The organism is Saccharopolyspora oryzae (genome assembly GCF_027853915.1).
In the GTDB taxonomy this organism is placed as follows: domain Bacteria; phylum Actinomycetota; class Actinomycetes; order Mycobacteriales; family Pseudonocardiaceae; genus Saccharopolyspora; species Saccharopolyspora oryzae.
Map to the genome: position 1 here is coordinate 36,999 of NZ_JAQGLA010000028.1, position 13,771 is coordinate 50,769.

The 13,771-nt window shown below is 70.1% G+C and carries 10 protein-coding genes; 5 read left to right on the forward strand and 5 right to left on the reverse strand.

What is annotated here, in order from left to right:
• The first annotated feature begins 20 nt into the window (after nucleotides 1-20).
• On the forward strand, nucleotides 21-1,172 hold the full coding sequence (locus OU415_RS18455; protein ID WP_270950113.1) for an FAD-dependent monooxygenase: 1,152 nt from the start codon (nucleotides 21-23) through the stop codon (nucleotides 1,170-1,172).
• 67 nt (nucleotides 1,173-1,239) lie between these two features.
• On the opposite strand, the gene OU415_RS18460 is transcribed toward OU415_RS18455, so the two are convergent.
• Together OU415_RS18460 and OU415_RS18465 are read right to left on the reverse strand one after the other, a co-directional pair.
• Nucleotides 1,240-2,070 (reverse strand): aldo/keto reductase, encoded by an 831-nt coding sequence (locus OU415_RS18460; RefSeq protein WP_270950114.1) that lies wholly within the window; start codon nucleotides 2,068-2,070, stop codon nucleotides 1,240-1,242.
• Nucleotides 2,071-2,244: 174 nt separating this feature from the next.
• Nucleotides 2,245-3,450, reverse strand: coding sequence for an MFS transporter (locus OU415_RS18465; RefSeq protein WP_270950115.1), 1,206 nt, complete (start codon nucleotides 3,448-3,450; stop codon nucleotides 2,245-2,247).
• 397 nt (nucleotides 3,451-3,847) lie between these two features.
• Between OU415_RS18465 and OU415_RS18470 the strand changes: the two genes are divergently transcribed.
• Complete coding sequence (locus tag OU415_RS18470; RefSeq protein ID WP_270950116.1) at nucleotides 3,848-5,245, forward strand: arylsulfotransferase family protein; 1,398 nt, start codon at nucleotides 3,848-3,850, stop codon at nucleotides 5,243-5,245.
• A 90-nt stretch (nucleotides 5,246-5,335) separates the two neighbouring features.
• On the opposite strand, the gene ctaD is transcribed toward OU415_RS18470, so the two are convergent.
• Nucleotides 5,336-7,030 (reverse strand): aa3-type cytochrome oxidase subunit I, encoded by a 1,695-nt coding sequence (gene ctaD / locus OU415_RS18475; RefSeq protein WP_270950117.1) that lies wholly within the window; start codon nucleotides 7,028-7,030, stop codon nucleotides 5,336-5,338.
• Between the two features lie 311 nt (nucleotides 7,031-7,341).
• On the reverse strand, nucleotides 7,342-7,917 hold the full coding sequence (locus tag OU415_RS18480; protein WP_270950118.1) for an SACE_7040 family transcriptional regulator: 576 nt from the start codon (nucleotides 7,915-7,917) through the stop codon (nucleotides 7,342-7,344).
• An 87-nt stretch (nucleotides 7,918-8,004) separates the two neighbouring features.
• Here OU415_RS18480 and OU415_RS18485 point away from each other — a divergent pair, with 87 nt between their 5' ends.
• From OU415_RS18485 to OU415_RS18495, 3 genes are all read left to right on the forward strand, one after another.
• Nucleotides 8,005-9,618 carry a carboxyl transferase domain-containing protein gene (locus OU415_RS18485; protein WP_270950119.1) on the forward strand — a complete coding sequence of 538 codons (1,614 nt, stop codon included), beginning with the start codon at nucleotides 8,005-8,007 and terminating at the stop codon, nucleotides 9,616-9,618.
• A 102-nt stretch (nucleotides 9,619-9,720) separates the two neighbouring features.
• The gene (locus OU415_RS18490) at nucleotides 9,721-11,763 is read left to right on the forward strand and encodes an acetyl-CoA carboxylase biotin carboxylase subunit (RefSeq protein WP_270950120.1); all 2,043 of its coding nucleotides are present in this window, start codon (nucleotides 9,721-9,723) and stop codon (nucleotides 11,761-11,763) included.
• A gap of 29 nt (nucleotides 11,764-11,792) precedes the next feature.
• Entirely contained in the window at nucleotides 11,793-12,950 is a 1,158-nt protein-coding gene (locus tag OU415_RS18495) for an acyl-CoA dehydrogenase family protein (RefSeq protein WP_270950121.1), read from the forward strand.
• Between the two features lie 127 nt (nucleotides 12,951-13,077).
• Here the strand turns inward: OU415_RS18495 and OU415_RS18500 are convergent, their stop codons facing one another.
• Nucleotides 13,078-13,629 carry a hypothetical protein gene (locus tag OU415_RS18500; RefSeq protein ID WP_270950122.1) on the reverse strand — a complete coding sequence of 184 codons (552 nt, stop codon included), beginning with the start codon at nucleotides 13,627-13,629 and terminating at the stop codon, nucleotides 13,078-13,080.
• Nucleotides 13,630-13,771 lie beyond the last annotated feature (142 nt).

Genomic DNA, 13,771 nt, shown 5'->3' on the forward strand with positions numbered 1-13,771 from the left:
GGGGCTGACGGATGGAGACGATGCGGGTTCTCGTGATCGGAGCCGGAGTCGGGGGACTCGCCATCGCCAACGGATTGGCCGGCAACGGCCATGACGTGCAGGTTTTCGAGCATTCCGAAGCGCTGCGCACCACTGGCGCGGGAATCACCGTGTGGAGCAACGGGACTGCTGCGCTGCGCGATCTGGGCGTCGACATCGAAGCCTCCGGCCGTCACCTGAGCAGCCTGCGCTCGCTCACCGAAACCGGCCGGTTGCTCTGGGAAGCCGACCTCGGCGAGGTCACCGAGCGCCTCGGCTCGCCGACGGTGCAGATCGCGCGCCGCGCGCTGATCGCCGAGATGGCCGCCGCGCTGCCGTCGGACGTGCTGCACTTCGGCCGCCGCTGCGTCGGTGTCGTCGAGCACCCGGACCGCGTCGTCGTCGAGTTCGACGACGGCACCAGCGCGACGGGCGACCTGCTGATCGGCGCCGACGGGCAGCGCTCGGTGGTGCGCCGCGAACTGCTGGGCGGCGAACCGGCGAAGCCCACCGGCTGGGCGAGCTGGCAGGGCTTGACGCGCAGCGACTTGCCCGTCGCTCAGGGCCACCAGACGTTGAACATCGCCGGCCGCAACGCGCACTGCGGCCTTATCCCGACCGGTGGCGGAATGCTGCACTGGTGGTTCGACATGCCGTGGAAGGAGGGCGACCCGGTGCTCTCGGTCGCCGACCTGCGCGAGGTCTTCCGGGGCTGGCCGGACCCGGTCGAGCAGCTGCTCGCCTCGGTCGCCGACGACGACCTGGGCTTCTTCCCGCACATCCGGCACAAGGTCCCGCAGGTCTGGGGCGGTGCGCGCAGCACGCTGCTCGGCGACGCCGTGCACGCGATGCCGCCCGCGGTCGCACAAGCGGCCAACCAGACCTTGGAGGACGCCTGGCTGCTCACCCAGTACCTGTCCGATGTGGACGGTGACCTGGCGTCCCGGCTCCGCGCCTACGAGCAGGAGCGCCGCCCGCGCGCCCTCAAGGTGTCCCGCACGGCGGCCCTGACCTCGGCCCAGCGCAGCACGCCGCTGCAGCGCCTGGCGAAGTTCCCGGGCTGGCTGGCCACCCGCAGCCAGGTGGCCTCGCTCCGATCCGGCAGCAACGTCCTCCGCGGCTTCGCCTCCCGCCCCGCAGTCCAAGTCGCCTGACCACCCCCGAACGCGGAACGGCCCGCCGCGCTGGAGGGCGGGGCGGGCCGTTGTGGCGGGGTTCGGCTCAGGCGCCGAAGGTGTCCGGGTCCGGACCGACGCGGACACCGGTCGACAGGCCGGTGATCGCCGCGACGTCGTCGTCGGCGAGCTCGAAGTCGAAGACCTCGATGTTCTCCTTGATCCGCGACGGGGTGACCGACTTCGGGATCACCACGTTGCCCAGCTGGAGGTGCCAGCGCAGCACGATCTGCGCCGGGCTCTTGCCGTACTTCTCGCCCAGCGCGGCCAGCGTCGCGTCGTCCAGCAGGCCCTTGCCCTGGCCCAGCGGGCTCCACGCCTCGGTGGCGATGCCGTGCTCGGCGTGGAACGCGCGCAGCTCGGCCTGCGGCAGGTTCGGGTGCAGCTCGATCTGGTTGACCGCCGGCACCACGTCGGTCTCGTCGAACAGGCGCTGCAGGTGCGGGACCTGGAAGTTCGACACGCCGATCGTCTTGGCGCGGCCGTCGGCGTGCAGCTTCTGGAACGCCTTCCAGGTGTCGACGTACTGGTCCTTGGCGGGGACCGGCCAGTGGATCAGGTACAGGTCGACGTAGTCCAGGCCGAGGCGGTCCAGGCTCTCGTCGAACGCCTTCAGGGTGCTGTCGTAGCCCTGCGCGTCGTTCCAGAGCTTGGTGGTGACGAACAGGTCCTCGCGCTTGACGCCCGACTCCGCGATGGCCTGGCCGACGCCCGCTTCGTTGCCGTACACCGCGGCGGTGTCGATGCTGCGGTAGCCCGCCTCGATCGCCGACCGGACCGGCGCGACGACCTCGTCGGCCGGGACCTGGAAGACGCCGTAACCGAGCTGCGGCATCGCTGCGCCGGTGTTCAGCGTGATGTTCGGAACCTGTGTCATGTGGGTGCTTTCCTCCGCAGATATCGCGTTCGTCGCCAGCCGCGAAGGGCCGACACGAGGTAGAACCGATCCAGTTGATCGTGGATTCCCGCCACGCCGTGTGGCGCATGCCGCAAGCCACCGTATTTCACCGGGAGCGCGAACGCCCGGGCAGTGTGACTCCTGTGGCGCCGGTCAGCTGACCTCGACGGACTCCGCGGCGGCGCGGTGCGAGGCGACCGCGGCGGCGGGCTGCCGCTGGTTGCGGTCCAGCCAGCCGGACAGCAGCGCGAAGCCGAGGCCGACGAGGGCCAGCAGGGCGCCGACCCAGCTCGGCGCGGTCAGGCCCAGCCCGGCCGCGATGACCAGGCCGCCGAGGTAGGCGCCGAGCGAGTTGGCGATGTTGAACGTGGACTGGATGCTCGCCGAGCCCAGCGCCGGCGCTTCCTTGGCCTGGTCCAGGATCCGCGCCTGGATGCTCGGGATGGCCGCGAAACCGGTCGCCCCGATCAGGAACACGGTGACCGGCGCCAGCACGGCGCTGTGCGCGGTGAACACGAACAGGCCGAGGCTGGCGGCCAGCGCGGTGAGGAAGACGTACAGCGTGCGCATCGGGTTGCGGTCCGCGAGCCGCCCGCCGAGCGCGGTGCCGACGGTCATCCCGACGCCGAACAGCGCGAGCAGCGGCGTGACCGCGGTCGGCGAGTAGCCGGTCACGTCGGTGAGCACCGGCTTGATGTAGCTGTAGAAGGAGAAGGTCGCGGCGAAGCCGAACACCACGACGGCGAACGCCAGCCACACCTGGGGACGGCGGAACGCGCGCAGCTCACCGCGCAGGCTGACGTCGGTGGGCTTGGGCTGGTCCGGCACCAGCGCGGCGACGGCGGCCAGCGCGACCACGCCGATCACCGCGACCAGTCCGAACGCCCAGCGCCAGCCGAGCGCCTGGCCGAGCAGCGTGCCGAGCGGAACGCCGACGATGTTGGCGACGGTCAGACCGATGAACATCATCGAGATGGCCTGGCCGCGCTTGTCGGCCGGGACGAGACCGGCGGCCACGACGGCGCCGATGCCGAAGAACGTGCCGTGCGGCAGGCCGGCGACGAACCGGGCCGCGAGCAGCAGTTCGTGCGTCGGGGCGAACGCGGAGAACAGGTTCCCGACGGTGAACAGCACCATCATGCTCAGCAGCATCGCCTTGCGCTTGGTCCGCATGCCGAGCATGGTCAGCAGCGGCGCGCCGATCACCACGCCGAGCGCGTACAGGGAGACGTAACCGCCGGCCTCCGGGATGGTCGCGCCCAGGTCGGTGGCGACCTCGGGCAGCAGTCCCATCATCACGAACTCGGTCGTTCCAATCCCGAATGCGGCGATGGCCAGGGCCAACAGGGCAATGGGCAAGGAAGTCTCCTCGTCTGGACGTGCTGGGCGGGTGGGTGATCGCGTCCTCGCCGCGGGCGTGCCGGAGCGGCCGCTCGCGCGGCTGGCGGAAACGATTCAGGAAGACGGCTCGCACTGGCGCTCCCCAGGTGTTCCCAACAGTAGTCCCGCGCCCCGTTGTTCCCGAACCGTTTATGAACCGCGCCACGTCCGGCTTCGCTCGTTCGGCCCAGCGGGCAGCGGAAACCGTCCGTCCACTGTGGACTTCTCGAGTGCGGTGCGCACATCCGAGAGCCGGTTCCGGTGTGCGATCTGACGCCCTGGCAAAACGTGGAAACTTTTCGCAACTGACTACCTGCGGGCAGTTGATCAGTGATAGCCCTCGAGCCGACCCCATCCCCGGTGGACGGAGTGGCCGATGCGCTCGAAGGTCGTCGCAGTACTGCTCGCGGCGTTAGCACTGCTGGTGGCGACCGCCGGGATCGGCGTGTCCGCGCCGCCCGAATCGCACCACTTCATCACCAGGCCGGACCTGAGCCCGCCGGTGGTGCGGATCGACACCCCGGCCAACGGCACCGAGCCCGGCAGCATCTTCGTCGCGCCGCACGGCACGGCCGCCCAGAGCGGGCCGATGATCATCGACGACACCGGGCAGCCGGTGTGGTTCCAGCCGGTCGGCGACGGCGCCCAGCTGTTCACCATGGACTTCAAGGCGCAGACCTACCAGGGCCAGCCGGTGCTGACCTGGTGGCAGGGCGCGCCGCACCCGGGCTACGGCGACGGCGAGTACGTCGTGCTGGACCGCTCCTACCAGCAGATCGCCACCGTCCGCGCGGGCAACGGCCTGAAGGCCGACCTGCACGAAATGGTCATCACCCCGCGCAACACCGCGCTGCTGATCGCCTACCACACGGTGCAGCTCGACCGGCCCGTCGTGGAAGGCGTCGTGCAGGAGATCGACATCGCCACCGGCGCGGTGCTGCTCGACTGGCGCAGCCTGGACCACGTGGCGCTCGACGAGTCGACCGTCCCGCTGCCGGAGGACCCCGCCGCGCCCTACGACTACCTCCACCTCAACTCGATCACCGAGGACGCCGACGGCAACCTGCTGATCTCCGCCCGGCACACCGACACGATCTACCAGGTGGACCGCGCGACCGGCGACGTCCGGTGGCGGCTCGGCGGCAAGCGCAGCGACTTCGCGGCCGACCCGGACGCGGTGTTCGCCCGGCAGCACGACGCGCGCTGGCAGCCGGACGGCACGATGAGCCTGTTCGACAACGCGGCCAGCGAACCCGGACCGGTGTCCCGCGGGCTCGTGCTCGCCGTCGACCAGGAAGCGCGCACCGCTCGCGTGGTGCGCGAGTTCAAGCACCCCGGCGGCGGCACGAGCGTCAGCCAGGGCGACCACCAGGTGCTGCCGGGCGGCAACAGCTTCGTCGGCTGGGGATCGCAGCCGGAGTTCACCGAGTTCGACCAGAACGGCGAGGTGGTGCTGCACGGATCGCTCGGCGACGGCATGCCGTCCTACCGGGCCTTCCGCCTGCCCTGGGCGGGCACGCCGACCGAGCCGCCGGTGGCGGCGCTGAACGACGACACGGTGTACGCGAGCTGGAACGGAGCGACCGAGGTCCGCACCTGGCGCGTCCTCGCCGGCCCGGCCCCGGACCAGCTCAACCCGGTCGCGGACGTCCCGAAGGCGGGCTTCGAGACCTCGGCGCCGCTGCCGTCGCCGGCGCCCTACGCCGCGGTCGAAGCCCTCGACGCCAACGGCCAGGTCCTCTCCCGCTCCGAACCCGTCCCCGCCGGCGCCTGACGCAAATTCCATTGAAATCGGACCTTCGATTTCAATGGAAATTGCGGACCCCCGGTGCGTCGGGACCCGACACGCCGGGGAGCGTCGGCCCTAGCGGCTGCGCCGCAGGTCGGCGTGGGCTTCGACCTCCAAGCGCTCGACCATGTGCGGGTAGTGCAGCTCGAACGCCGGGCGGATCGACCGCACCCGCGGCAACGACGTGAAGTTGTGCCGCGGCGGCGGGCAGGACGTCGCCCACTCCAGCGAGTTCCCGTGCCCCCACGGGTCGTCCACGTCGGCGATCACGCCGTACCGGTAGCTCTTGAACACGTTGTAGAGGAACGGCAGCATCGACGCGCCCAGCACGAACGCGCCGATGGTGGACACCACGTTCAGCGCGGTGAAGCCGTCGGAGGCCAGGTAGTCGGCGTAGCGGCGCGGCATGCCCTCCGCCCCCAGCCAGTGCTGCACCAGGAACGTCAGGTGGAAGCCGACGAAGGTCAACCAGAAGTGCATCCTGCCGAGCCGCTCGTCCATCATCCGGCCGGTCATCTTCGGGAACCAGAAGTACACCCCGCCGAACACCGCGAACACGATGGTGCCGAACAGCACGTAGTGGAAGTGCGCCACCACGAAGTAGGTGTCGGTGACGTGGAAGTCCAGCGGCGGGGCCGCCAGGATCACCCCGGTCAGCCCGCCGAGCAGGAACGTCACCATGAACCCGATGGAGAACAGCATCGGTGACTCGAACGTCAGGTGCCCGCGCCACATGGTGCCTATCCAGTTGAAGAACTTGATGCCGGTCGGCACCGCGATTAGGAACGTGGCGAAGGAGAAGAACGGCAGCAGCACCGCGCCGGTGGCGAACATGTGGTGCGCCCACACGATCGCCGACAAGCCCATGATCATCAGCGTGGCGAACACCAGCCCGGTGTAGCCGAACAGCGGTTTCCGGCTGAACACCGGCAGGATCTCGGTGACGATGCCGAAGAACGGCAGCGCCACGATGTAGACCTCCGGATGGCCGAAGAACCAGAACAGGTGCTGGTAGAGGATCGCGCCGCCGTTGGCCGGGTCGAACGCGTGCCCGCCCAGGTGCCGGTCGACCAGCAGCCCGAACAGCGCCGCGGCCAGGATCGGGAAGGCCATCAGCACCAGCAGGCTGGTGGCCAGGATGTTCCAGCAGAAGATCGGCAGCCGGAACATCGTCATCCCGGGGCAGCGCAGGCACACCAGCGTGGTGATCATGTTGACCGCGCCGAGGATCGTGCCCAGCCCGCTGAGGATCAGCCCGGCCGCCCACACGTCGCCGCCCGGGCCCACGCTGAACATCGAGCGCGACAGCGGGGCGTAAGCCGTCCAGCCGAAATCAGCCGCGCCGTTGGGCAGCAGGAAGCCGCTGAGCACGATCAGCCCGCCGAACAGGAACAACCAGAACGACAGCGCGTTCAACCGCGGGAACGCCACGTCCGGCGACCCGATCTGCAGCGGCAGCACCACGTTGGCGAAGCCGAACAGGACCGGGGTGGCGAACAGCAGCAGCATCACCGTCCCGTGCATGGTGAACAGCTGGTTGTACTGCTCCTGCGACAGGAACTGCAGCCCCGGCTCGGCCAGCTCGCCGCGCATCAGCAGCGCCATCAAGCCGCCGACGACGAAGAAGCCGAACGACGCGATCAGGTACATGACCCCGATCTGCTTCGGATCGGTGGTGCGCAACCACGGCACGTACTCGCCCTTGCGGCGCCGCCGGGTGGTCCGGGCCCGCGTGGGAATCGGTTGGGGTTCGATCCAGGTCCTGGCCATGCCCGCCTCCAGCGCGCAATCGCCTTTCAACCAGCCCTACCCACCCCGCGACCCCAGCAACCGTCCGGCCCGCCGCCGCTCCGCCACCCCGCAGTTTCAATTGAAACTGTGATCCGCCGTGCCTGGGTTTTACAGTTTCAATTGAAACTGCACACCCGGGCGTGTCGGGACCCCGGCGTGTCGGGACCTGTGGACAGGTTCCGGATCCTGTGGAGAACTTCCGCAAATTCAATGGAAATCGGACGTCGAAATTCCATTGAATTTGCGTCCACCCGTCGGCACCGGCACCGGCACCGGCGGGGGTGGAGGGGTCAGCTGGTGGCTCGGTCGATGGCTCCGAGGGCCATCGAACGCAGGAGGCGGGACATCGCCCGGGTGTCCAGGTGCGCGCTGTAGGGGGTCGAGTTGATCAGGCCGAACACCACGTGCGCGGTCGCGCGGGCGGTCGGGCGCGGGAGTTCCGGACGGACCTGGCAGAGGACGTCCACCCACACCTCGACGTAGCTGCGCTGCAGTTCGCGGACCTTGTGCCGGTCGGTCTCGGCGAGGCTGTCCAGGTCGCGCATGTGCACGGTGATCAGCGCCGGGTTGTTCACCGCGAACTCGACGTGCCAGCGCACCAGGCGGTCCAGCGCGTCGTTCGGGTCGGCCGCCTCGCCGACGCGGTCCTGCCCGCCGCGCAGCAGCCGGTCGCTGATGCCGGTCAGCAGCTCGGCCAGCATCGCGTCCTTGCTGCGGAAGTGCCGGTACAGGGCGGGCCCGGAGATGCCCACCGCGCTGCCGATGTCGTCGATGCCCACCCCGTGGAAGCCGGCGCGGGCGAACTTCTCCGCCGCCGCGGCCAGGATCTGCTCGCGGCGGGACGGTTTGGCTGCATCGGTGGACATCGGTGTCGATGCTAGACGAAACCCGTTAGTCATCGTTAACATCGGTCGCGTTAACGATGACTAACTCCGGCGGAAGGTGTGCCCCGCATGGATGCGCCCGCCCTGCGCACGACCGCGGATCCGGACTCGGCGGAGTTCGCCCGCTACACCGAGCAGCACTCGAAGCTCGTCGACGACCTCAACGCCCAGCTCACCCGCGCCCGCCTCGGCGGACCGGAGAAGGCCCGCACCCGGCACGTCGAGCGCGGGAAGCTGCTGCCCCGCGACCGGGTCGACGCGCTGCTCGACCGCGGCTCGCCGTTCCTGGAGCTGTCCCCGCTGGCCGCGCACGGCCTCTACGACGACGAAGCGCCGTCGGCGGGCATCATCACCGGCGTCGGACGGGTGTCCGGCCGCGAATGCGTGGTGGTGGCCAACGACGCCACGGTCAAGGGCGGCACGTACTACCCGATGACCGTCAAGAAGCACCTGCGCGCGCAGGAAGTCGCGCTGCACAACAACCTGCCGTGCCTGTACCTGGTGGACTCCGGCGGCGCGTTCCTGCCCAGGCAGGACGAGGTGTTCCCGGACCGCGAGCACTTCGGCCGGATCTTCTACAACCAGGCGACGATGTCCGCCCGCGGCATCCCGCAGATCGCCGCGGTGCTCGGCTCGTGCACTGCGGGCGGCGCCTACGTCCCGGCGATGAGCGACGAGGCGGTGATCGTCCGCGAGCAGGGGACGATCTTCCTCGGCGGTCCGCCGCTGGTGAAGGCCGCGACCGGTGCCGAAGTGACCGCCGAGGAGCTGGGCGGCGGCGACCTGCACTCCCGCACCTCCGGCGTCACCGACCACCTGGCCGAGGACGACGCCGATGCGCTGCGCATCGTCCGCGGCATCGTCAGCACCCTCGGCCCGCGCACGCCCCGCCCGTGGGACGTCGCGCCGGTCGAAGCCCCGGTGGCCGACCCCGACGAGCTCTACGGCGTGGTCCCGACCGACAGCCGCACCCCCTACGACGTGCGGGAAGTCATCGCGCGGATCGTCGACGGCAGCCGGTTCGCCGAGTTCAAGCAGGAGTACGGCCAGACGCTGGTCACCGGTTTCGCCCGCATCCACGGGCACCCGGTGGGGATCATCGCCAACAACGGGATCCTGTTCAGCGAGTCGGCGCAGAAGGGCGCGCACTTCATCGAGCTGTGCGACAAGCGCTCCATCCCGCTGGTGTTCCTGCAGAACATCTCCGGGTTCATGGTCGGCAAGGAGTACGAGGCCGGCGGCATCGCCAAGCACGGCGCGAAGATGGTCACCGCGGTGGCCTGCGCCCGGGTCCCCAAGTTCACCGTGGTCATCGGTGGTTCCTTCGGCGCGGGCAACTACTCGATGTGCGGCCGGGCGTACTCGCCGCGGTTCATGTGGATGTGGCCGAACGCGCGGATCTCGGTGATGGGCGGCGAGCAGGCGGCTTCGGTGCTGGCCACGGTCCGCCGCGACCAGCTCGACGCGCGCGGCGAGGACTGGTCGGTGGAGGACGAGGAGTCGTTCAAGCAGCCGATCCGCGACCAGTACGAGAACCAGGGCCACCCGTACTACGCGACGGCTCGCCTGTGGGACGACGGGGTCATCGACCCCAAGCAGACCCGCTCGGTCCTGGGGCTGGCGATCTCAGCGGCGGCCAACGCCCCGCTCGAGGGCATCTCCTACGGCGTCTTCCGCATGTGACGTCGCTGGTCAGGACCCGTGAGCACTTTGGGTCGCTATAGCACCCCAAAAGACTCACGGGTCCTGACCAGGCAAAACCTAGTCGTTCGGCGAAGCGAAGGGATGACGATGCAGCACTTCGACGCGGTGCTGGTGGCGAACCGGGGAGAGATCGCGGTCCGGGTGATCCGGACGCTGCGCGAGCTGGGCATCCGCTCCGTAGCGGTGTTCAGCGACGCCGACCGCGATGCCCGGCACGTCCGCGAAGCCGACACGTCCGTCCACATCGGACCGAGTGCGGCCGCGGAGAGCTACCTCAACAGCAAGCGGATCCTCGACGCCGCCCGCAGCACCGGTGCCCAGGCGATCCACCCGGGCTACGGCTTCCTGGCCGAGAACGCGGCCTTCGCCGAGGAGTGCGCCCAGGCAGGCATCGAGTTCATCGGCCCGCCGGCGACCGCGATCGAGTCGATGGGCGACAAGATCCGCGCCAAGCAGACGGTCTCGGCCGCCGACGTCCCGGTGGTGCCCGGCCGCAGCGACCCGGACATGACCGACGCCGACCTGCACCAGGCGGCGCTGGACATCGGGTTCCCGGTGCTGATCAAGCCCTCCGCCGGCGGTGGCGGCAAGGGCATGCGCCTGGTCCACGACGAGTCCGCGCTGGACGACCAGATCGCTTCGGCCCGGCGGGAGGCGCGCTCGGCGTTCGGCGACGACACGCTGTTCGTGGAGCGCTTCGTCAGCCGCCCCCGGCACATCGAGGTCCAGGTGCTGGCCGACGCGCACGGCAACGTCGTGCACCTCGGCGAACGCGAGTGCAGCCTGCAACGCCGCCACCAGAAGATCATCGAAGAAGCCCCGTCGCCGCTGCTGGACGCCGAAACCCGCGCCCGCATCGGCACCGCAGCGGTCAACGCCGCCCGCTCGGTCGGCTACGTCGGCGCGGGCACGGTGGAGTTCATCGTCTCCGCGGACCGGCCGGACGAGTTCTTCTTCATGGAGATGAACACCCGCCTGCAGGTCGAGCACCCGGTCACCGAGCTCGTTGCCACCGTCGGCGGTCGGCGCGGCATCGACCTCGTCGAGCAGCAGGTCCGGGTCGCGGCGGGCGAACCGCTGCCCTGGACCCAGCAGGACATCTCGCTCGAGGGGCACGCGGTGGAAGCCCGCGTCTACGCCGAGGACCCGAGCCGCAACTTCCTCCCGACCGGTGGTGACGTCCTCGCTGTCCACGAGCCGTCCGGCCCCGGCGTGCGCGTGGACTCCGGCGTCCGCCCGGGTGCCCGGGTGGGTTCGGACTACGACCCGATGCTGGCCAAGGTCATCGCCTGGGGTCCGAACCGGGCCGACGCGCTGCGCCGCCTGGACAAGGCGCTCGGCGACACCGCGGTCCTCGGCCTGCAGACCAACGTCGCGTTCCTGCGCGCGCTGCTGCAGCACGACCAGGTGCAGGCGGGCAGCCTCGACACCGGCCTGGTCGAGCGCGAACTCGACGCGCTGATCGCCGAAAGCGCGATCACGCCTGACGAGATCTACCTGGCGGCAGCCCTGGAACGCCTGCTGGCGGCCGAACCCACCGGTGCGAACGTCGACCCGTGGGACGTCCCAGACGGCTGGCGGCTCGGCGAACCGGCCTGGAGCACCTGGCGCTTCGCGGCCGACGGCGGCGAGGTCGAGGTCCGCATCCGCGGTCGGGCCGCCGACGCCCAGGTCTCGATCGAGCCCGCCGACGGCGAATCCGCGAAGGAAGTCGCGACCGACCGGGCCTCGGCCGAGGTGCACGGGGACGTGCTGACCGTCGCCCACCAGGGCCGGACCCGCCGCTACCGGTTCGCGCACGTCGACGGCACCACGTGGCTCGCCGCCGACGGCCGGACCTGGGCGCTCGCCGAGCACCAGCTGCTCGCCGACCGCGGCGGCGCCGGCGGCCGCTCCGACGGCACGGTCACCAGCCCGATGCCCGGCACGGTCCTGGTCGCCGACGTCACCGCAGGTCAGCAGGTCAGCAGCGGACAACGCCTGTTCGTCGTCGAGGCGATGAAGATGGAGCACACCGTCACCGCCCCGATCGACGGAACCGTCAGCGAAGTGCACGCCAGGAAGGGGCAGTCGGTCGGGCTCGACCAGCCGCTGGCTGTCCTCACCCCGTCGAACCAGTCATGAACGACCGGGACAACACAGGAGGCCCGACGATGGTGGACCACCGGCTCAGCGAAGAGCACGAAGCCCTGCGCGACAGCGTGCGGACCTTCGCCCGCAAGGAAGTAGCCCCGGTCATCGGCGACTACTACGAGCGGGAGGAGTTCCCGTACCCGCTGGTGCGCACGATGGGGGAGATGGGCCTGTTCGGCCTGCCGGTTCCCGAGGAGCACGGCGGCATGGGCGGCGACTACTTCGCGCTCTGCCTGGCCCTGGAGGAGCTGGCCCGCGTCGACTCCTCGGTGGCCATCACCCTGGAAGCCGGCGTCTCGCTGGGCGTCATGCCGATCTACCGCTTCGGCAACGACGAGCAGCGCAAGACCTGGCTGCCGAAGCTGGCCAGCGGCGAAATCCTCGGCGCCTTCGGCTTGACCGAACCGGGCGGCGGCTCCGACGCGGGCTCAACCCAGACCACGGCGGTGCTCGATGGCGACCAGTGGGTGATCAACGGTTCGAAGGCGTTCATCACCAACTCCGGCACCGACATCACCGGGCTGGTCACCGTCACCGCGGTGACCGGGAAGAAGCCCAACGGCGGCAAGGAGATCTCCACGATCATCGTGCCCTCGGGCACCCCGGGGTTCACCGTCGCCAAGAAGTACTCGAAGGTCGGCTGGAACGCCTCGGACACCCACGCGCTGTCCTTCGACGACGTCCGGGTGCCCGCGGAGAACCTGCTCGGCGAGCGGGGCCGCGGCTACGCGCAGTTCCTCGCCACGCTCACCGAGGGCCGGGTCGCGATCGCCGCGGTCGGCGTCGGCCTCGCCCAGGGCTGCGTGGACGAGTGCCTGCGCTACGTCGACGAGCGCGAGGCCTTCGGCCGCAAGATCGGTGAGTACCAGGCGATGCAGTTCAAGATCGCCGACATGGAGCTGCGCGCGCACACCGCGCGCCTGGCCTACTACGACGCGGCCTCGCGGATGCTGCGCGGCGAGCCGTACAAGAAGCAGGCCGCGATCGCGAAGCTGGCCTCGTCGAACGCGGCGATGGACAACGCCCGCGACGCCACCCAGATCTTCGGCGGCTACGGGTTCATGAACGAGACCCCGGTCGGCCGGTTCTACCGCGACGCCAAGATCCTGGAGATCGGAGAGGGAACCAGCGAGGTCCAGCGAATGCTCATCGCCCGGGAGCTCGGCCTCCCGGCCTGAGCCCCCAGCTGAAGCGAATCCGACGCCCCACCGGCCCAACGGTCGGTGGGGCGTCGGGGCCAGCCCTTCGCCCGACCACCGCCCCTCAAGGTGGCGCTTCGCGCCGCAGCCATCTAGACCCGGAAGATCAGTGCCGGAAGCGGTTCTGCGGCACCGTGATCTCCTCGGTCTGCTCGACGTCGCCGTAGGCGTCGTGCCGCACCGGCGGTTCGGAGACCGGCTGGAAGTGCTTCTGGGTGTCCTGGTCCGGCCACATCGGGTCCGCCTGCGGAGCGCCGTACTCGACCGGAGCCGCGTAGTCGTCCACGACGGTGTACTCGTCCGGAGCAGCGTGCTCGAGGGGAGCTGAGTACTCGGCCGGAGCCGGCTGGTGCATCGGTGCCGCTGGAGCGGCTGCCGCGTTGTCCTCCTCCAACGCGAGGTGCTGCATCACCCAGTCACGGGCGAGCGCGGCCGGTGAGGTGCCCTGCTTGAACGCGAGCTCCTTGAGCCGCTCGTTGGCCATCAGGGGCAGGCGCAGTTGGTAGACCTGCGCGGCGCCGAAGCGGCGACCGGACCCGGTGGACTCGACGCTCTCCTCCGGGGCCAGCGCAGCCAGGTACGACTCGAACTCGTGATCGGGTTCGGCCGGTTCGGCCGCCTTCTGCCGACGGCTGGTCTTGGTTCGTCCTAGAGCCACGAGCCCCACGATAACGGTTGGGTTGCGAAGCGCGAACTGCTGTGACTCCAGTCACCGTGCGTGGCAGCTGCGTCGCGGGCCGTGAAAAGCGGAGGGCCCCCGCGTCAGGGGGACGAACGCGGGGGCCGGAGGGGATCTCCAC

Bases quoted from the DNA above. Each gene is read 5' to 3' on its own strand.
- OU415_RS18455 (WP_270950113.1), top strand. From the start codon at position 21: ATGCGGGTTCTCGTGATCGGAGCCGGAGTCGGGGGACTCGCCATCGCC.
- OU415_RS18460 (WP_270950114.1), bottom strand. From the start codon at position 2,070: ATGACACAGGTTCCGAACATCACGCTGAACACCGGCGCAGCGATGCCG.
- OU415_RS18470 (WP_270950116.1), top strand. From the start codon at position 3,848: ATGCGCTCGAAGGTCGTCGCAGTACTGCTCGCGGCGTTAGCACTGCTG.
- ctaD (WP_270950117.1), bottom strand. From the start codon at position 7,030: ATGGCCAGGACCTGGATCGAACCCCAACCGATTCCCACGCGGGCCCGG.
- OU415_RS18480 (WP_270950118.1), bottom strand. From the start codon at position 7,917: ATGTCCACCGATGCAGCCAAACCGTCCCGCCGCGAGCAGATCCTGGCC.
- OU415_RS18485 (WP_270950119.1), top strand. From the start codon at position 8,005: ATGGATGCGCCCGCCCTGCGCACGACCGCGGATCCGGACTCGGCGGAG.
- OU415_RS18490 (WP_270950120.1), top strand. From the start codon at position 9,721: ATGACGATGCAGCACTTCGACGCGGTGCTGGTGGCGAACCGGGGAGAG.
- OU415_RS18495 (WP_270950121.1), top strand. From the start codon at position 11,793: ATGGTGGACCACCGGCTCAGCGAAGAGCACGAAGCCCTGCGCGACAGC.